The 18,908-nt window shown below is 38.4% G+C and carries 13 protein-coding genes; 6 read left to right on the top strand and 7 right to left on the bottom strand.

Annotation, left to right across the window (positions count from 1 at the left end; all coding sequences use genetic code 11):
* Nucleotides 1–36: 36 nt before the first annotated feature.
* Nucleotides 37–1,062 carry an adenosine deaminase gene (gene add, locus FXX65_RS05400; RefSeq protein ID WP_147615412.1) on the top strand — a complete coding sequence of 342 codons (1,026 nt, stop codon included), beginning with the start codon at nucleotides 37–39 and terminating at the stop codon, nucleotides 1,060–1,062.
* Nucleotides 1,059–1,955 carry an amidohydrolase family protein gene (locus FXX65_RS05395; protein ID WP_147615411.1) on the top strand — a complete coding sequence of 299 codons (897 nt, stop codon included), beginning with the start codon at nucleotides 1,059–1,061 and terminating at the stop codon, nucleotides 1,953–1,955. Before add ends, FXX65_RS05395 begins: the two co-directional genes overlap by 4 nt.
* A 3-nt stretch (nucleotides 1,956–1,958) precedes the next feature.
* On the opposite strand, the gene FXX65_RS05390 is transcribed toward FXX65_RS05395, so the two are convergent.
* Nucleotides 1,959–4,013 (bottom strand): tRNA uridine-5-carboxymethylaminomethyl modification enzyme MnmG/GidA, encoded by a 2,055-nt coding sequence (locus tag FXX65_RS05390; RefSeq protein ID WP_147615410.1) that lies wholly within the window; start codon nucleotides 4,011–4,013, stop codon nucleotides 1,959–1,961.
* 312 nt (nucleotides 4,014–4,325) lie between these two features.
* On the opposite strand from FXX65_RS05390, the gene FXX65_RS05385 reads away from it, so the two are divergent.
* From FXX65_RS05385 to prmC, 3 genes are all read left to right on the top strand, one after another.
* On the top strand, nucleotides 4,326–6,470 hold the full coding sequence (locus tag FXX65_RS05385; RefSeq protein ID WP_147615409.1) for a methyl-accepting chemotaxis protein: 2,145 nt from the start codon (nucleotides 4,326–4,328) through the stop codon (nucleotides 6,468–6,470).
* Nucleotides 6,471–6,807: 337 nt separating this feature from the next.
* Nucleotides 6,808–7,875, top strand: a complete 1,068-nt coding sequence (gene prfA, locus FXX65_RS05380) for a peptide chain release factor 1 (RefSeq protein WP_187115351.1) — start codon at nucleotides 6,808–6,810, stop codon at nucleotides 7,873–7,875.
* 6 nt (nucleotides 7,876–7,881) lie between these two features.
* The gene (prmC, locus tag FXX65_RS05375) at nucleotides 7,882–8,817 is read left to right on the top strand and encodes a peptide chain release factor N(5)-glutamine methyltransferase (RefSeq protein ID WP_147615407.1); all 936 of its coding nucleotides are present in this window, start codon (nucleotides 7,882–7,884) and stop codon (nucleotides 8,815–8,817) included.
* Here the strand turns inward: prmC and FXX65_RS05370 are convergent.
* From FXX65_RS05370 to FXX65_RS05350, 5 genes are all read right to left on the bottom strand, one after another.
* A complete protein-coding gene (locus tag FXX65_RS05370; RefSeq protein ID WP_147615406.1) occupies nucleotides 8,807–9,406 on the bottom strand; it encodes a pseudouridine synthase in 600 nt (199 codons plus the stop codon). The genes prmC and FXX65_RS05370 overlap by 11 nt on opposite strands.
* Before the next feature lie 5 nt (nucleotides 9,407–9,411).
* Entirely contained in the window at nucleotides 9,412–9,708 is a 297-nt protein-coding gene (locus FXX65_RS05365; protein ID WP_147615405.1) for a PG0541 family transporter-associated protein, read from the bottom strand.
* Between the two features lie 46 nt (nucleotides 9,709–9,754).
* Nucleotides 9,755–12,862 carry an efflux RND transporter permease subunit gene (locus FXX65_RS05360; RefSeq protein WP_147615404.1) on the bottom strand — a complete coding sequence of 1,036 codons (3,108 nt, stop codon included), beginning with the start codon at nucleotides 12,860–12,862 and terminating at the stop codon, nucleotides 9,755–9,757.
* Nucleotides 12,863–12,872: 10 nt separating this feature from the next.
* Nucleotides 12,873–13,820, bottom strand: a complete 948-nt coding sequence (locus tag FXX65_RS05355) for an efflux RND transporter periplasmic adaptor subunit (protein WP_246104344.1) — start codon at nucleotides 13,818–13,820, stop codon at nucleotides 12,873–12,875.
* Between the two features lie 64 nt (nucleotides 13,821–13,884).
* A complete protein-coding gene (locus tag FXX65_RS05350; protein ID WP_147615403.1) occupies nucleotides 13,885–15,201 on the bottom strand; it encodes a TolC family protein in 1,317 nt (438 codons plus the stop codon).
* Nucleotides 15,202–15,402: 201 nt separating this feature from the next.
* Here FXX65_RS05350 and FXX65_RS05345 point away from each other — a divergent pair, with 201 nt between their 5' ends.
* On the top strand, nucleotides 15,403–17,262 hold the full coding sequence (locus tag FXX65_RS05345) for a RelA/SpoT family protein (protein ID WP_147615402.1): 1,860 nt from the start codon (nucleotides 15,403–15,405) through the stop codon (nucleotides 17,260–17,262).
* A gap of 136 nt (nucleotides 17,263–17,398) precedes the next feature.
* Here FXX65_RS05345 and FXX65_RS05340 read toward each other — a convergent pair whose 3' ends face one another.
* The gene (locus tag FXX65_RS05340; RefSeq protein WP_147615401.1) at nucleotides 17,399–18,898 is read right to left on the bottom strand and encodes a peptidase U32 family protein; all 1,500 of its coding nucleotides are present in this window, start codon (nucleotides 18,896–18,898) and stop codon (nucleotides 17,399–17,401) included.
* Between the last annotated feature and the right edge of the window lie 10 nt (nucleotides 18,899–18,908).

The following is an 18,908-nucleotide window of genomic DNA, read 5'->3' as shown; positions in this document are numbered from 1 at the left end:
CATTAAGCAACTTTGGTAATAAAAAAAGGAAAATAGATGAGAAAGTCAGAATTTTATTCGTTTTATAAAAGCATTCCAAAGGCTGAACTGCACATTCACATTGAAGCGGTGATAAGCAAAAAATCTATAAAAAAACTCTATCTCAAAAAGAATGGAACCGCTTTTTCTGACGAAGCAATGAAAGAACTTTTTTCGTATTCTGATTTAAACGGATTTATTGCCGCCTTTTTAGCAATCCAAGATTTATTTACCGAAGAAGACGATTTTAATCTGGTTTTTGAAGATTTAAAAAGTTATCTTGTTAGAAACGGAATAACACACTGCGAAGCTTTTTTTGCCCCTTCTGCTTTTATAAAAAAAGGTTTTGACTACGAAAAAATGGCTCAAATTTTTGAATCTAACATAAAAAAAATCAAAGAGGAAACAGGCATAACGGTCTATCTTTTGGGTGATGTGAGCAGAACTTTTGGTCCAAAAAATGCGGAAAATAACCTCAAAATGTTCATAAAAACTCCGTTTAACGGCTTTATTGGAATTGGACTTGGTGGTGCTGAATCAAAAGGCCCTGCAAGAGAGTTTGGTTGTGTTTTTGAAGAAGCGCTGTCGCTTGGAATGCATGCTGTAGCTCACGCAGGCGAAGATCAAGATTCTTCTTCAATTTGGGATGCTCTAAATATCTGCCATTCGCAGCGGATTGGGCATGGAATTTCTGCAATCAAAGACGAAAAACTGATGGAATACTGTGCAGAAAAACAGATTCCATTTGAACTTGCACCAACAAGCAATGTGTTTACAAAAAAATATGTAAAAGATTTAAAGTCGCACCCATTCAGAACTTTTTTTGACCGCGGAATGCTTGTAACTCTAAACACAGACGATCCTCTATTTTTTGATGTAGAACTTTTAGATGAATATTGGAATTTAAAAAAAGAGATGAATTTTACGGACGATGAATTAAAGCAGGTTATCTTAAACAGCTTTAAAGCTTCGTTTTTGAGCGACGATGAAAAAAATATCGCTTTTGCAGCGGTAGAAAATGCTTGGAAAAATTACACAAAATGACGACCGTTGCAGATTTTATAAAACTTCCGAAAAAAGACTCTCACAACAATCTCGACCTTGGAATGCGCTATTCTTCCTATGTAACTTGGGCAGGATTTTATGTGCCAGATTTTCCTGAAGACGGCTCATTTGTAAAAAAAGAATTGCGTGCACAAGTAAAAGATTACACGATTTTACGCACGGCTTCTGAGTCGGATGTTCAAAAGTTGATGGCACTTTCTCTTACAGAAGCGATTGCGGACAATGTTCAAGAGTTATACGGCACTATAAATTATGACCTTTTAGATGTTTGCAAAACTCCAGAAGTTTTTATCGCCTTAATAGAAAATGTCAAAAAAAAATATGCTGGACAGATAAAATTAAAACCAATTCTCTCTATCGATACGGATAATATCAAAGAAAATACAATGGAAACGGCAGCGTATCTTCTAACGAGTAATGTTTTTAGCGATGTATATCTTTATGGAAAGAATTTGCTTTCGATGCCACAAAAATTCACTGCTTTTATAAAAATGGCAAAAGAAAAAGGAATCAATTCAGAAATAGATGTTGCCTGCGCAAAATCTTCTGACGAATTTAAAAAACTTCTTCTTTCTTTTGTTCCATCTGTAATCATAAATGGTGAAAAAGCAGCAAGAGATAAAGACATATTAAATTTTATGAATAAAAATTCTATATCGACCGTTGTAACTCCAAATCCTGATACAGCAAATGGAAATTCTACAATGCAAAAGAAAGCAGAATACATACGCATTATGAAAGAGGCAGGTTCAAAAGTAACGCTCGCAAGCGAAAGCATGCTGATTTTTAACCAGTCTATAAGCCAATTTGCCTCTGCGCTTTGCAATACAGATTTGTTTTCGAAAGAAGAAGTTGAAACCTTAATAAACTAAATATCAAAGATAAACCATTAAAAGCATTATATCACTGTTTCGTATTCCGCTTATTCGTGAAGCCTGCCCCAATGTTAAAGGTCGAATTTTTTCGAGCTTTGAGCGACTTTCTGAACTTAATGCAGGAATTGAAGAATAATCAAAATCCAAAGGAATTTTTCGATTTTCCATTTTGTGCATTTTTAAAACGCGGGCATCCTGCTTTTCTATATAATACTTGTACTTAAAATCTTCTTTTGCAAGTTCCCAAATTTTTTCGTCGAAGCCAGGATTTTTTTCATCGCCTTTTTTAAGCATAAAACTAACCGCTTCATCAACCTGTGAATATTTTGCTTTTACCAATTCGAATTGTTCTTTTGTCTTTAAACCTACTTCATACGATTTTTCGGCAAGCCTTCTGTCTGCACTATCGTGGCGAAGTTTTAGGCGATATTCAGCGCGTGCGGTGAACATTCTGTACGGCTCTTTTGTTCCCAAAGTTACCAAATCGTCAATCAGAACACCGATGTACGCTTCATCTCGCCCCAAAATTAAAGGTGTCCATTGCGGAATTGAATCAAAATTCTGATATCCAGCATCTTTTTGCGCTTTTTGAATTACACTATTAAGCGCAGACGTTTGCCGCTGTGAAATTTCTGCAAAGATTTTTATTTCCTGTTCGCTCATTTGCGGCTTGGTCTGAAATCCACCTTCAACCATGCTTTCTGGCATTTGCCCCATTCCAGCCGTTGAACAAGCCAGAGGGCCGCAAAGCTTTTCGTGCGCTTTTGCATAAAGAGCAGCATTTATTCCTGCCACAAGCCCCTGCCCTGCCGCTTCTTCATAACCAGAAGTTCCGTTTATCTGCCCTGCATTAAAAAGGCCTGCAACCTTTTTTGTTTCCAAACTTGCAAAAAGTTGTGTGGGTTCAACATAATCGTATTCGACGGCGTAACCTGGTCGAGTTACAGTGCAATTTTGAAATCCTTCAATCGTTCGCAAAAACGCATCCTGAACTTCTTCCGGTAAACTTGAACTTAAACCGTTCAAATAAATCTCATCGGTAAAAAGGCTCTCTGGTTCTACAAAAAGCTGATGCCGTTCCCTATCTTCAAAACGCATAACTTTGTCTTCGATTGAAGGACAATATCTTGGACCGATTCCGCTTATCTTTCCTGAATACAGCGGAGAGCGATTTATGTTTTCTTTTATTATTTTATGTGTTTCTAAATTCGTATAAACCAAATAGCAGGGAACCATAGGCCTGTCGATTTTTTCGTTTTCAAAACTGAAAGGAATTACTTCTTTGTCGCCTTCCTGCAATTCTGCTTTTGAAAAATCAACTGTGTGTCGCAAAATTCTTGGAGGAGTTCCTGTTTTAAGCCTGCCAGTTGTAAAGCCCAGCCTGTTTAATGAATGAGTAAGACCAAACGCGCCGGCTTCGCCAATTCTTCCGCAAGGAGAATCGTATTCGCCAATAAATATTCTTCCCCCTAAAAAAGTTCCAGTTGTAAGCACCACAGAACGAACAGGAATTATTCTTCCACGCTCTGTTACAACGGCGGTAACTTTTTGCCGCATTCCAGATTTTGCTGCTTGTGTTAAAAGATTTGAGCGTAATTCGCCAGGAATAGAGCCTTTTTCTGCCAAAGTGTCGCTATTTGGAGGAAGTGGCGTATTTGACGCGGTTGTCAAAATGTCTATCACAGTATCCATTAAAGTGTAGAGATTTTCTGTGGTTTCTAAAGTTTGGCGTGCTATCGTTGCATAAGTTATTTTATCTGCCTGCGAGCGAGGTGCTTGTACAGCAGGTCCACGGCTTTTATTGAGCATTCTAAATTGAATCATTGAGCGGTCAATTATTTTTGCCATCTCTCCACCCAAAGCATCGATTTCTCTAACGATGTTTCCCTTGGCAACCCCACCAATAGAAGGATTGCAACTCAATCTTGCGATTGAATCTATAGTTTGAGTTATCAGAATCGTTTTTAAACCCATTCTGGCACAGGCAAGCGCTGCTTCTGTTCCAGCATGCCCACCACCAACAACGGCAACATCATAAGAATCGTAAAAAGCCATGGCGAAATTATAGTGAAACTGAGATTTTAGGACAATGAACACAATCTTTAAAAATTTGTAACCTTTTTTTGATTTTATGTTTTTTATTGTAAATGAGTTTAATCGAACTCGCTAAAGTACTCCTTATCTGACCTTAAATTCTTCCTCCGGATTTAAGGTCAGTTTTATTGGTAAAGCCTTAAATAAAAACCTTTTTTTAAAAGGGCAAATTCTATGCAAAACGTTTTTATGCCTGTATAATTTTTAGAATAAAAGTTGACGGTTATAAAAATTGAAAAATCGCCTCTTTAAAATTCTAAAAAGGTAGTCATTATGAAAAAAGAAAAAATATTTTCATTAAGAAAAAAACTTCTTATCATATTTACAGTCATAATCTTTACTTTGGTGAATTTGGTATCTTTTATTATTGGATATCAAACAAAAAAAGCAAATGTAAATAATTTTAGAGAATCAAGTTTGCGGGATATGAAATTGTTCGATAGAAATATTGAACTATTTTTTGATACTGCTTCAAATGTATTGAACATGCTTTCTGAACACGAATATTGCAAAGAAGCATACGGAAATTTAAATTCATATATAAACACAACTCAAAAAACAAAAGTTTCAAGCACGCTAAAAACTCAACAAGAAATAAGGCTCAGAAATCTTTTTAAAGGAGTTACAGCTTCGTTTCCAGATTATGTAGAAGTTTACATGGGAACTACACAAGGCGACTTTACAACAAACTTTGACGGTGAACTGCCTGCTGGTTTTGATCCTAGACGAAGGGGCTGGTATGAAAAAGCATTCAAAAATGCTGGAAAAGACATTATGCTCGACGCTTTTAGTTCTGCCATTGGAGGAACCGTAATTGGCATCGCAAAAACCGTAAATTCCTATCAAAATAAACCAATAGGAGTTGTGAGTATAGACATTTCTCTAAAAAGACTTACAGACATTATCTCCAAATTTAGAGTTGGACGCACTGGTCATTTAATGCTCATTCAAGGTGATGGAACAATTCTTGCAGATCCTACAAACGAAAATTTCATCTTTAAAAAGATGAACGAAGTTGGGATTGCTGATTTTGTTGAACTTGCAAAAATCGATTCTGGCTTTAAAGTTATAAGCATTGAAAAGCAAAAATGGTTTGCACAAGTTTATACGATACAGCAAACAGGCTGGAAATTGATTGCCCTCTTTGAACGAAGCGAAGTTTACGAAGATTATTATAAGTTCTTGCGTTCTATAACGATAATCGGACTGGTTTTGCTTGCGATATTCTTGGTTGTAGCTTTTGTGTTTGCAGTTCGCTTAACTTCTCCAGTAAAAAAATTGATTGGAGTTTTGCAGCAGGTTTCCACAAATGCTGACTATACCGGTCGGCTCAGCCTAAAAGGTAACGATGAGTTTTTCCTGCTTTCTAAATATTTTAACGAAACGATTTCTAAAATCGCTATGGCACTAAAAACTATTTCGTTCCAAACTGGCGAAATGAATCAGGTTGGACAAGACCTTGCTTCCAACATGGCAGAAACAGCCTCTTCTATAAACCAAATAAGCTCAAACATAGAAGACATAAAAAAACAGGCGATTGACCAGTCGGCAAGCGTAACAGAAACAACTTCTACGATGGAAGAAATAATCCACACGATAAACAGCCTAAACGATAGGATAAAAATCCAGACGGAAAGCATAGAATCTTCTGCAGTTGCAGTTTCTGAAATGTACAAAGAGGTAGATTCTACAAAGGAAATATTTGCCGAAACGCGAACGCTCATGGATACGATTCATCAGGCAACTGTAAGCGGAAAAGAAGGAGCGATTACTGCTAGCGGAATAGTTTCTAAGATTGCAGAAAAATCAAGTTCTCTTATAGAAGCTGCAAAGGTGATTCAAAATATAGCAAGTCAGACAAACTTGCTTGCGATGAATGCTGCGATAGAAGCGGCACACGCTGGAGAATCTGGAAAAGGCTTTGCAGTTGTTGCAGGGGAAATCAGGAAACTTTCGGAAGAGAGTTCTGTTCAGGGAAAGCAGATTACAGATGTAATAAATGAAACATTAAAGATAATCGATGAAATTTCTGTAGCGAGCGAGAACATAAAGACTTCTTTTGATAAGGTTTCACAGTTTGTAGATGAAGCAAAGGAAAAAGAAGAAGAGCTGAATGCAGTTTTGGTAAGACAGGTTGAGTCGAGCAAAAATTTGTTCTCTGAGATAAAGGCTATTGGAGGAATAAGTACGGAAGTAAGGAATGGTTCTGAAGAGATGCTTTCTGGAGGCAAAGAGATTGCAGTAGAGATGCACAGGCTTGATGCGCTTACGAGGACAGTTGCAGACTGCATAGAAGAGATTTCTTCTGGAACGGTGCAGATAAGCAAGGCGATACTGGAAGTAAACCAGATAAGCTTAAAGAACAAGACAAGTATTTCGACCCTTGCAGCAGAAGTTGCAAAGTTCAAAGTGGAATAGAAGAACATATTTTGATTTTTAATTGGACAGGAGCGAAAACTTCTGTCCTTTTTTTTTTTGCAGGATGTTAAAGAAGAAATAAAATCGATGATTGATAATAAAACTTATCATTTGACATAGTTTTTTTAAAGATAAAAGGCGAGAAGAGAAAATGCCTTGTAAACGACAAAACCTAGCCCAGATGGAAGTGGCGCGAAGCGTTGGCGGCTTTGCCGGCAATGAAGCGTAAGCGGAACCACGCACAGCTGGCCCAGTGTAGCATTGTGCTCCTCTTTTTTATGCAAAAATGGAGTGCGTTGAATTTTGGCTTGGATTTCGATATTATAAAAAAATGGACTTGTTAAAAAAATTAAATGAATTAGATAAGCGTTTTGAAGAAGTGGGTGTTTTAATTCAAAACCCGGACCTTGTTAAAGACCAGAAAAAATTCAAGGAAGTAATGCGCGAACACGGTCATCTTTGTGAAGTTTTAGAAGTTGGTAACGAATACAGAAAATGCCTTAAAGGTATTGAAGATGCCAAAATGATGATTACCGCTGAAGACGATGCCGACATGAAAGAAATGGCACGCGAAGAATTAAAAGCTTTGGAAGAAAAAGTTCCTAAACTTGAAGAAGATATTAAGCTTAAACTTATTCCGCCTGACCCTCTCGATGAAAAAAACATCATTTTGGAAATTCGCTCGGCGGCTGGTGGAGACGAGGCTTCGCTTTTTGTGCGCGATATGTGGGAAATGTATTGCCATCTTTGCGATAGAAATGGTTGGAAATACGAAAATCTTGAAGCACAGGAAACCGAAGTTGGCGGTTTTAACAAGATTGTAACTCAGATAACTGGAAAATTCGTGTACGGAACTTTGCGCTGGGAATCGGGCGTTCACAGAGTTCAGCGTGTGCCTCAAACAGAAAGCCAGGGGCGCTTGCAGACTTCTACCGTTACGGTTGCTGTTTTGCCAGAAGCCGAAGAAGCCGATGTTAAAATAAATCCTGGCGATGTGCGCGTTGACGTTATGAGGGCTGGAGGTCCTGGTGGGCAGTGCGTAAATACCACAGATTCCGCAGTTAGACTTACACACATTCCAACTGGAATTGTCGTAATTCAGCAGGATCAAAAATCGCAGATTAAAAATAAAGAAAAAGCGTGGGAAGTTTTGCGCGCAAGGCTTTTCGATTTTCAGCAGAGCAAACTGGATGCAGAACGCTCGGCCGCTCGCAAAAACATGGTTGGGTCTGGAGACCGCTCTGAAAAGATAAGAACATATAACTATCCTCAAGACAGGGTTACAGACCACAGGATAAACCTTACTGTTCACAACCTTCCAGCGTTTATGATGGGCGATATGAAAGAAATGCTCGACGCTTTAAATGTTTACGCAAAGGAAGAGCAGTTTAAATCTCTTGAATAGATTTTGATGACTGTTTTTGAAGCAAAAGAACTTGGTCGCAAAAAGTTAAAATCTTCTCCGAGTGCAGTTCTCGATACATCTGTTATTTTGCAGTGGATTACGGGTTTAGACAAAACTACACTCCTTTTAAAAAGGGATTTTATCCTTAGTCCACAGCAGAAATCTGCTTTTTTGAATGCTTTGGAAAAACGGGAAACGGGATTTCCTGTCGCTTATATAACTGGAACAAAAGAGTTCTACGGCTTTGATTTTTTTGTAACGCCGGACGTTTTAATTCCTAAACCAGATTCTGAAATTTTAGTTGATAATGCGCTCAACGCACTTGCTCAAATTTATTCAAACCTTGAAGAAAAAAACTCTGTCTTGAAAAAAATTCCTTTGGTTTGCGATATGTGCTGTGGAAGCGGTTGCCTTGGTTTAAGCGTTCTAAAATCGCTTTGGAAAAACGACGGTATTCCTCTGGAAAATCTTCCCAAAATGACCTTTATAGATATAAGTGAAGAAACCTTAAAAATCTGCAAGAAAAATGCACAAAATCTTTTTGATGAAGATTTTTTTTGTAAGATGAATTTTGTGCAGTCGAATCTTTTTGAACAGAGTTCTGTAACTTTTGACCTTATAATAACAAATCCGCCTTATGTGCCACATTGCGAAGCGGTTAAACTTTTAAAAGATGGAAGAAGTGAACCTTTGCTCGCGTTGGATGGCGATGTTGAAGAAAACGGCAATTATTCTGGCGAAGATGAAGGGCTTTCTCTGATAAAAAGGCTTGTGGTTCAATGTTTTGCGCACCTTTGCCATGGCGGACTTTTGATTATGGAAACTGGCGAATACAACGCAGAAAAAACTGCTCAATTATTCATTCAAGCAGGTTTTAAGCAGGTAAAAATCGAAAAGGATTTAAACGGAATGTTGCGTAACGTTCTGGGAGTTAAGAATTAAAGCCGTTGTAAAGAAGTTCAATTTCTTCCGGTGTTAAAGAGCGATATTCTCCGCTTTTTAAAGAGCCATCCAAACGCAACCCTGCCATGCTTATTCTTTTTAGATAAACCACTTCGTTCCCTAAGGCTAAAAAAATTCGTTTTACTTCGTGAAACTTTCCTTCTGTCAAAGTGATGTTGCAGCTGTCTTCTGTAAGCCAATTTATTTTTGCAGGAGCAGAGCATTCTTGTTCTGCTTTTTTATCTGGAGGAAGTGTAAGACCTTTTAAAGCAGCTTCTGCATAGATTTTTTGAGCACCCGACAAAACGTTTTTTTTGAGGCAGACAAAATATGTTTTTTCTATGCAATTTTCTGGTCGAGTTAAATAATTAGAAAGTTTGCCATCGTTTGTAAAGAGCAAAAGCCCTGCACTGTCTGAGTCGAGCCGCCCAATTGTGTGGAGTTTTGCTCCTTCTTTGCTAATCAAAAAATCCTTTGGAAAAACATCGTAGACTGTCGGATGGCTGTCGCTTACTGTTGAGCAAACTGTTCCAACAGCTTTATTCATAAGAAAATACAGTTTTTTAGAAGCAATTTTTTTATATCGCATTTATTTTAAAGCTCCGTGACGTCTTCTGCTTTTATACAAAAGAGTTTTGTTCCTTCGCCTTTAAACTTTTCCTTTACAGCAGCAATTATCGCCTTTACTGCACTTACATCCTTATCTTCTACATAAGTTAAAAGGATGAAATTCGTTTCTGGCCAAATTGAATTTCCCAGTTTGCTCGTTTTTTTCCCACGCCCCATAACTGTTGGAATAATCGTGTACAGAGCATGGGGCAAGTGTTCTTCGAGTAAAAGAACAATTTCTTCCTGAACAGATTGATTTGCTATAACTTCGCATCTAGTCATAAAATTCTCCGTTTTATCGCTTTGTAGTTTTATCGTTTTATGTCGATTAGTCTTTTGTCAGCAAAAGTTTGATTCGGCTTTTTTCCTTTTGTTTTTCTTTCATCACAAGAGAGAATAAAACAGGAATAAAAAACAAGGTCACAAAGGTTGATGAGGTTAAGCCTCCCACAACTGCAACTGCTATAGGCTGAACCATTGCAGCACTTCCGCTGGAAGCAAAACACATGGGAAGCATGCCGAGTATTGTTGTAAGAGTTGTCATTAAAACCGGTCGTAAACGACTTGCTCCTGCTTCAAGGCAGGCATCTTTCATCTTGTAACCACGCTCAAGCAAGAGACTTGTGTAGTCGACCAGAATTATACCGTTATTTACAACGATTCCAACTAACATTATTACGCCAACCGCACTCGTCATGCTAAAAGCCTGCCCCGTAAATTTGAATATGAGTACAACTCCAATGATTAGGAACGGTATCGTCGTTAAATTGATTATTGGCGCTTTAAAACTTTCGTAAGTGCCTGCCATTACACCAAATACGAGCAGAATTGCCATAAGTGCAATCAGCAAATAGGTTATGCCCTGTTCCTTAGTGTCTTTCCAAGCACCGTCATATATGATAGAAACGCCTTCTGGCACTACGAAACTTTCTTTTATTCCATTTTTAATTTCTTCGATTATTTCTGAGGAGCGACATTCGCTTGTTTTATCCGCAGAAACAGTTACTCGCCTTGTCTGATTTTCACGACGAATTGAAACAGGTCCCAAGCCTTTTTTTACTTCTGCAAAATTTGCAACGCTCACCATGCCAGCTTTTCCTGCGACATATATCTGTTCCAAATTTGTTATATCTTTTCTATCTTCTTTGTCGTATAAAAGAACAAGGCTGTATTCTTTTCCATTTTGGCGGTAAGTCGTTGCAGTAACGCCGTTTATCGCGTAGTTTATTTCTTTTGCAACCGTTGTAACATCAACTCCAAACGAATATGCTCTCTGGCGGTCGATTACAACTTGAACTTCTGGCAAGCCTTCTTCCGTGTCGATTGAAACTTCGCCGATGTCTGCGATTTTTTCCATTTGAGTGCGAACCTTATCTGCAATGTCGAGCGCTGAATCTAAATCATCTGAGCTGACATAAATCTTAAATTCAGAACCTGTCATCTGTCTTGCAAACCCCTGACTAAAAGTAAATCTCGCTCCAGGATAATCTGCAAAATGTTTTCTTAATTTTTGCTGTATCGTAACGGAGGTGTCTATCTGCTCTTCTGTTTCTGGTAAATTTATCTGTATAGACCCCTTATTTGTCGTTGAAGAGCCTCGCCCTGTTCCTATTGATGTTATAACTGTCGTGTAACCTTGAATTTCGTCTTCGATTATTTTTTCAAAATCCTTTAAGATTTTTTCTGTTTCTGCAAGTGGAGTTCCATTAGCAAGCGTCAAATTCATCGTTACAGAAGAATCCGTTCCGTTGTTTACCATATTTACTTTTAGAGTTGGAATTAAAATCAGCGAGATGGCAAGAAGCGAAACGCAAACGACAGTTGTTACGGCTCGGTGCGAAAGTGCGGTTTTTAGAGCCTTTCGATATAGTGCAGTAAGGTGCGTCATTGGCAGTTCAAGCAATTCGTAAAAACGTGCAAGCGGTCTAAATTTTATAGGTTTTTCCTGTCTGTTTGTAAGCGGAAGAAATTTTCCCGCAAGAACTGGGACTAAAAATACAGCTACAAAAAGCGATGAAACAAGGGCAATTACAACCGTAAATATTATTCCTTTAAACATCTGCCCCATCATACCTAAATCTGAGATAAAAAATATAAACGGCAGGAATACGCATATTGTTGTAAGGTTTCCAGAAACGACAGACATAATCATTTCTTGCGAACCCAAAACAGCGGCAACTTTTGGCTGCGCACCACGACTCCTGTAAACATATATGTTTTCTATCATTACGATTGAAGCGTCTACAATCATTCCGACGCCCAAAATAAGCCCTGTAAGAGTCATCATATTTAGAGTGATTCCTGCAAAATTCATTGCAAGCAGCGTTATTATGATTGAAAGCGGAATTGAAATTGCGATTATGAGGGTCGATTTTCCAGACTTTAAAAAGAGAAAAAGGATAATGATTGCAAGAATAAGTCCAGAATACGCAGAATCCATCAAAGTACCTATTGTGTCGCTTATGGACTGGGAATCGTCGGAAATAACTTCCAAAACAACATCGCTAGGCATTAACTGCTGAACTTCTGCAAGTTTTTTTCTTGTTGCATTTGCAACTGTAACGGTGTTTTTGCCAGACTGCTTTGTTATAGAAACATAAACGCCAGGCTGCCCGTTTATGTAAACTTCGCTGGTTCTGTCTTCAAAACCCAAATATACGTTTCCTAAATCTCCAAGCCTAACAACATAATTGTTCACTGTTGTTATTACGGTGTCTTTTACCTCTTCTACGCTCGAAAATTCTCCAGTAGTGCGCACCGTATAATCTTTTACGCCGTCAGAGATTTTTCCTCCACCTAATTCAAGATTTTGTTTTGCTAAGGCAGAGGCAACCTGCGCCATTGTAAGTCCGTAAGCAGAGAGGCGATTTTGAGAGATATCTACCCTTAAAATTTTGGTGCGTCCACCGCTAACCGTCGCTTCAGCAACTCCGTCAACCTGTTCCAAAAGGTCTACAATCTGGTCTTCGGCAATGGTTTTTAAATCGTCATTGGAGCGGTTTCCTCGGATTGCGATTCGCATTATAGGCATTGAGTTTGAATCCATCTTAAAAATCGAAGGGGAATCCACACCATCTGGAAGATTTTTTGTCGCCCGGCTTATCTTGTCTCTAATATCATTCGTAGCACTTTCCAAATCTGTGCCATAATTAAATTCAAGCGAAATTGAAGAAGAACCTTCCGAAGAAGTGGAAGTTATTGATTTTAATCCACTAACAGAAACGAGCTGTGCTTCCAAAATCTTTGTAACGCTTTTTTCTACAGACTCAGGTCCTGCATTTTTGTAAGTTGTACGCACATTTATGTATGGAAAGTCAACATCCGGCATCAAACTTATTGCGACATTTTTTAAAGTAAAAAGACCTATTATTCCCAGCAACGCAAACACTATGAGTGTTAGAATCGGGTGATCCAATATTTTTTTAGAAATCGACATATTTTCTCCGTTAGTTTTGCGAAATTTCTTTAACCTTAGAGCCACTGCCCAGAGATGTCATTCCTTGAACTACAACCTTATCGCCTGCTTTTACACCTTCGAGTATCTGAACAAGACCGTCAACTTCTTCACCTTTTTTTACAGCAACTTTTAAAACCATGCTGTCCGCTTGTACTACATAAGCAAAAAAATCGTCGCCATTTTGAACCAAAGCTGATGACGGCATTACAACTTTTCCGTCGTAGTCCTTTGTGTACAATTTTACCTTTGCAAACATCCCCGCATTTATCCGTTCATCTTCTTTATCAAAAGTCAAAATAATCTCTTTTGTGCGGCTCGTTGAATCTAAAACAGGAGACACCCTACTTACAGTCGCATTAAAAACAACGTTAGGATATGCTTCCAAACTTACTTCTGCTTTTAAGCCTGTTTTTAAAAGCGAAACATATCTTTCTGGAACATTTGCTGTAATTTGAAGATTGTCTATATCACCGATTATTGCGATTGCGGTGCTTGTTGTAACCTTTGTTCCGTTTTTTAAAGGAGTAGAAATAACGCTACCAGCAATTGGAGCGTAGACAGGGCTTGAGCGATAATTTGTTCCAGGTTCGCTCGGATCAACGTATGCAATAACTTCATTCTTTTTTACAGATGAACCTAGCAATACGTTTGTCGAAATGACTTTTCCGCCCATATCTGGAAAAACCGAAACAGAATTTTGACTTTCAACTTCTCCGTTTGTTTTTACGTAACCGTGCAGGTTTTGAATTTCTACGACGCTCGTCTTTACAGAAACAACAGAAGACGAAGAGTCTCGCATTCCGCCTGGCCTTTTTTGTCCTTTTGAATTTTTTGAACTCAATACAGTTACAGAAAGTACGAATACGATTATAACTGCAAGCAAAGAGCAAGCTGTAATTATGAACGATGTTTTTATCTGTCTGTTTTTTATAGTCATTTTCTTTCCTCTCAAAAATGTTTTAGAGTTTTATATCGAATCTAAAATTTTAGTTTTAGAAAATTCATTTATTTTTTAACCTTCCAGCGTTTAGCCCTGCGGCGTGCTCCAAATTCAACATCGCTTTTGTTAGCGTTAAAATTTCGCTGTTCAAAGTTAATTGCGCTGTCAAAAGGGTATTATTTGCAGTTTGCAGCGTGAGCTCTTTTGTTCCGCGATTGTACGCTTCTTCTGTCATATCGCAAGTTTTTTGAGCAAGTTCAACATTTGCCTGTTTTGAGCGAATCGCTTCTTGACTTTGCTTTATCGAACGCAAAGAAGTATTTACCGTTCTTATAAGAGATTTTTTTTCATCATCAAGTTGAAGCTCATAATCTTTTACGGTGTCTTTTGCAAAATCTACTGCATTGTTTTTAGAAGACCAGGGAAGAATTCCGTCCAGCGGAATTGATGCAGAGAGCGTAATCGATGACGATTTTTTTGGATCGCTTTGTTGTGTACCGCCATAATACCAAGTTGAATCTTTCCAAGAATACGTGGCATTTACGGTAGGTGCAAAGGCAGAAAATCTTTTGTCTAAAACGCTGAGTTTTGCGCTTTCAAGTTTTGACTGCAAAACTTTTATAGTTGAAGAAGTTACATTTTTTTCGTCCACTGTAACTTCGTCCAAAAAAAGTTCATCGGAAAGCGAGCCAGTAAGTTCAACTTCATCTTTAATCATAAGACCTAAAATTTGTTTAAAACTGTCCATAGAGTTTATGTAATCTGTTCGTGCATTTTCTACTGTTGGAATCATAGATTTGTAATTTACTTCTGCACTTAAAGAATCAACCTCGCTCAAACGCCCAGAATTGTATTTTGCAAGATTCGTTTCGTACTGTTTTTTTGCAATATTTAAATTTTCTTCTTGAAGAGCAATGTTTTCTTTTTTATAAAGAAGTTCGTAATAAGATTCGCGTACAGAAAATTCTATGCTGTTTAAAGCGTCTTCAAAACTGATTTTGCTCTGCTCGTACAAAAGTTTTGCATTTTTTATAGAAGTGTAAAGATTTGCCGAAAAATTTACGCTCACGCTTGCGTTCACTGCAAGATTTGCATTATACGATGAACACTGGTCGCCAAAAGTTAAGCTGTCGACAGGAATCGAAGAAGTTGCTCCAACAGAAACCGAAGGACTTATAGAATTCCAGCTGTCTTTTTTTGCCCTCGCTGCTGCTTCTAAAGTTATCGTTTGCCTTTTTATAGAAACATTGTTTTCCAAGGCGATTTTAACAGCGTCGTCCACAGAAAGAGTGTATTTTTTTGATTCAGTTGAATTTTCTGCAAAAATTCCAAGCAAACAAATATAAAAAACTAAAATCACAAAAATTATTCTTTTCATTTAAATCTTCCTTAAAATCAAGTGATTTTATCTTAGTCTAATCTTTATTCAACTTCTTTAAAATAATTTAAGAACAATATAAGAGATTACTTATTTTAAACACAAATAAAATTCCCAAAACTCGACACAAAAGGCATTATGCTATATTTTTTATGTGTCGCCTCACATTCTGGCACATAAAAAGTTTTTAGGAGAAGTTTTATGGCGTTCGACATTGTTACTAACAAAACTGAATTTGATAAAGATGTGCTGCTCGCTCAATTTTTTGCAACTTTTGGCGACAATTACACAGAAAACGAAAAGCAACTTTTTGAACAAGCGTGGAATTTTTTCTGTGAAAAAACACAAAATTTGAAGCGCTTTTGCGGAGAGCCGTATTATGTGCATCCAATGCGCGTTGCGGGAATTCTTGCGCAGTCTAATATGGACGGCGAGTGCATCGTCTGCGGTATTTTGCATTCGATATACGAAGTTGAAGGCGTAACTTCAGAAGAAATTGAAAAAAAATTTGGTTCTACGATTGCGCGCATTGTCTACGATACTTCTCGCATAACAGGAATGAAGATAAATGCTTCGTCAATTCAGCAGGCAGACAATATAAGAAAAATGCTGTTTGCCATGATTGACGATGTTCGCGTTATTTTGGTTAAACTTGCCGACCGCCTCGACAGAATGCGAAATTTAAAAGCTATTGACGAAAAAAAACAGAGGCTTGTTGCCGCAGAAGTAATCGATATTTGGGCCCCACTTGCAGACAGGCTCGGTATGCAGTCCATAAAAAATGAACTTGAAGACCTGAGTTTAAAATATTCAAACCCAGACGTTTTTGCACAGATTAAAGCGATTGTAAATCAAAAACAAAGCGAAAGAGCGATTTATCTTGAAAAAGCACAGCAAGCAATTTATAAGGCAGCTGAAAAAGCGGGAATTTCAGTTTCGGTTTCGAGCAGAGCAAAGCATTTTTATTCGATATATAAAAAAATGCAAAAGAGAAATGTGCCGGCTTCTGGACTGTACGATTTGCTTGCACTTAGAGTTATCTGCAATACAAACGCAGAATGCTACACCTTGATTGGAATTGTGCACGGTTTATGGAAACCGATGGAAGGAAGGTTTAAAGACTACATCGCAATGCCAAAAGCAAACGGTTACCAGTCGCTGCACACAACTGTTATCTGCGAAGGCCGGCCACTTGAAATTCAGATTAGAACTCAAGAAATGCACAATCAGGCGGAACACGGTGTTGCAAGCCATTGGCTTTACAAAAAAGGCAAAAGCAGAGATAAGGTTGATGTAAGCAATCTTGCAATCTTTAACCAGTTGCAATCGCTTAAAGACGAAAAACTTTCTGACGAAAACTTTTTTGCCCAGCTTAAAGGCGAACTTTTGGGTGATGAAATTTTTGTGTTTACTCCAAAGGGCGATGTAATTCAACTGCCAGCTGGAAGCAATGCTATTGATTTTGCATATCATGTTCATTCTAAAGTTGGAGAGCAGATTGTTGGAGCAAAAGCAGATGGAAAAATCATTCCGCTTGTGCAACCTTTAAAAAATACACAGATTATTGAAGTTATAACAAATCCGCAGGCGCATCCTACAGAGAACCAGCTGAACAGCGTAAAAACGCCTAAAGCAAAACAGAGAATCAGAAGCTGGCTTGCCGCAAACGATCCAACTTTTGTAGACAAGGCAGCAGAAGCGCAGAGAGCCGCAGATTTGGCAGTGCAAAATGCAAATTCTCGTGCAATTCAAGAGGAAAAAAGAAAAAAACGCAGAACTGCAAACAAGCAGATTGCAGAAGAGAAAAAAATTGACGAAAGATATACTGGCGAAATAAAGATTGAAGATATGAAAAACGTTGTCTTTAAACTTGCCGGTTGCTGCTGTCCAAAGCCCGGCGATGTGATTGTCGGTTATTCCAGTACAAGAAATGGAATAATGATTCACAGGGCAGATTGTCTTACATTCCAAAGGATTGAAAACATTGAGCACCGTATGGTTGATGTAAAATGGGTTACGCGTGAGGTACTGGAGAGGCGGCAAAGCCGTCCGTCGCAGTAAGGTTTTTAGCGACGGATGAAGCGCTAGCGGAACCTCGTAAGCACCGACAGATTTTTTTAGAAAATCTAAAAAAATCTGGCACGCACAAATTCTTAAACTTTAACGCTTTATGCAATGCGTACGCTTTTTGGCTTTTTTAGCGCCCTGTGTCGCGGATTTTGCCTTCCACATAGCCACTATCTCTTGTGCGCACCAGAGTGCCTTCTGCAATTTCGAGTTTTGTGTAGATTGCACAGTCGTGGTCTGGATTTACCCAGTCGAGAATCGCTCCATTTTTTGGATTTATAAAGATATAATCGCTGCCCAAAAGTTTTGTAGAAAGAACATCGGGACTTATGAGTTCAAGTTCTGTTCCCTTGTCCGTTTTATTGAGCGAATTGTAATTGTAAAGTTTGTATCCCTCGATTTTCTTTGCGTATTTTATATCCTTTTGTGGATGTTGAGCCAAATCGTTTTGAATTGCTTTTTGCATTCTTGGATCCATAGCGTTCAATTCGTCGATTCTTGACTGCTCCATTGCACGCGCATTTGCAAAGACTTTTTCTAAATCGCTGCCTGTTATCTTTTTTTCGATTGTGCCTGCAAGCGAATATGGGCTGTCGCTCGCCCCAACTGTTGTTTCGTCGGCATTTGCCCGGCTGTAATAAAAACCTGTCGTGCATTCTCTGTGCGGAACTTCGCTCAAACTTGCGATGAACGGCGACGCTTCTTCCTGTGTAATTTTTCCTTCAAGTGCGTCCAGCGCTTTTCTGTATGCACGAGTTACCATCGCAACGTAATAGATTGACTTCATTCTGCCTTCGATTTTACACGCGTCCACGCCGGCATTTTTTAAGTCTTGCAAATGGTCAATCATGCATAAATCTTTTGATGAAAGTATTGCTGTAAAATTTTCGCCCTCAAACGCTGGGAAAAATTCTCCTGGACGTTTGTGTTCCTGCAAAAGAAGATTTCCGCTTTGTGCAAGAATTTTTGCTTGCTCTTGAGTAAGCGGTTTTCCGCTTTGAATGCTAAAGCCGTCGCCTTTTAGACCTATGTCATAATCCCAGCGGCAAGCGTGAGAGCAAAAACCAGACTGCGCGCTGCGGCCTGTCATATAAGCGCTTAAAAGACAGCGCCCTGAATAAGCGATGCACATTGCTCCGTGTGCAAAACACTCAAGTTCTATTTCTGGATTTGCGTCTTTTATCTGTCGAATTTCATTTAAGCTTACTTCGCGACCGAGCACGACCCGCTTAAACCCAATTTTTGAATACATCTTTACGGCGTCTTTATTCATGCAACTTGCCTGTGTAGAAAGATGCAAGTGTGCATTTGGAAAGTGCCTTTGCAAAGTTTCTACCATTCCCAAGTCTTGTAGAATAAAAGCATCAATTGGGTACTGTTTAAAATAATCCAAATTTTGCTCAAAAGCTTTTAAATCCTGATTATGAAAAGCGATGTTCAAAGCACAAAAAAGCCTTTTTCCTGGAAATCGTTTTTTTAATTCTATAACTTTGTTGTATTCGTCTTCGTAAAAATTGTCTGCTTTTACCCTGAGCGAAAATTTTTTTAGACCGATATAAGCAGTGTCCGCTCCGTAATTATATGCATAAGAGAGTTTTTCTACATTCCCTGCTGGACAAACCAATTCCATAATTTTCCTC

Source organism: Treponema pectinovorum (assembly GCF_900497595.1).
Classification (GTDB): Bacteria; Spirochaetota; Spirochaetia; order Treponematales; family Treponemataceae; genus Treponema_D; species Treponema_D pectinovorum.
The sequence above is the reverse complement of the archived record's forward strand: the minus strand, read 5'-3'. Positions and strand labels throughout refer to the sequence as shown.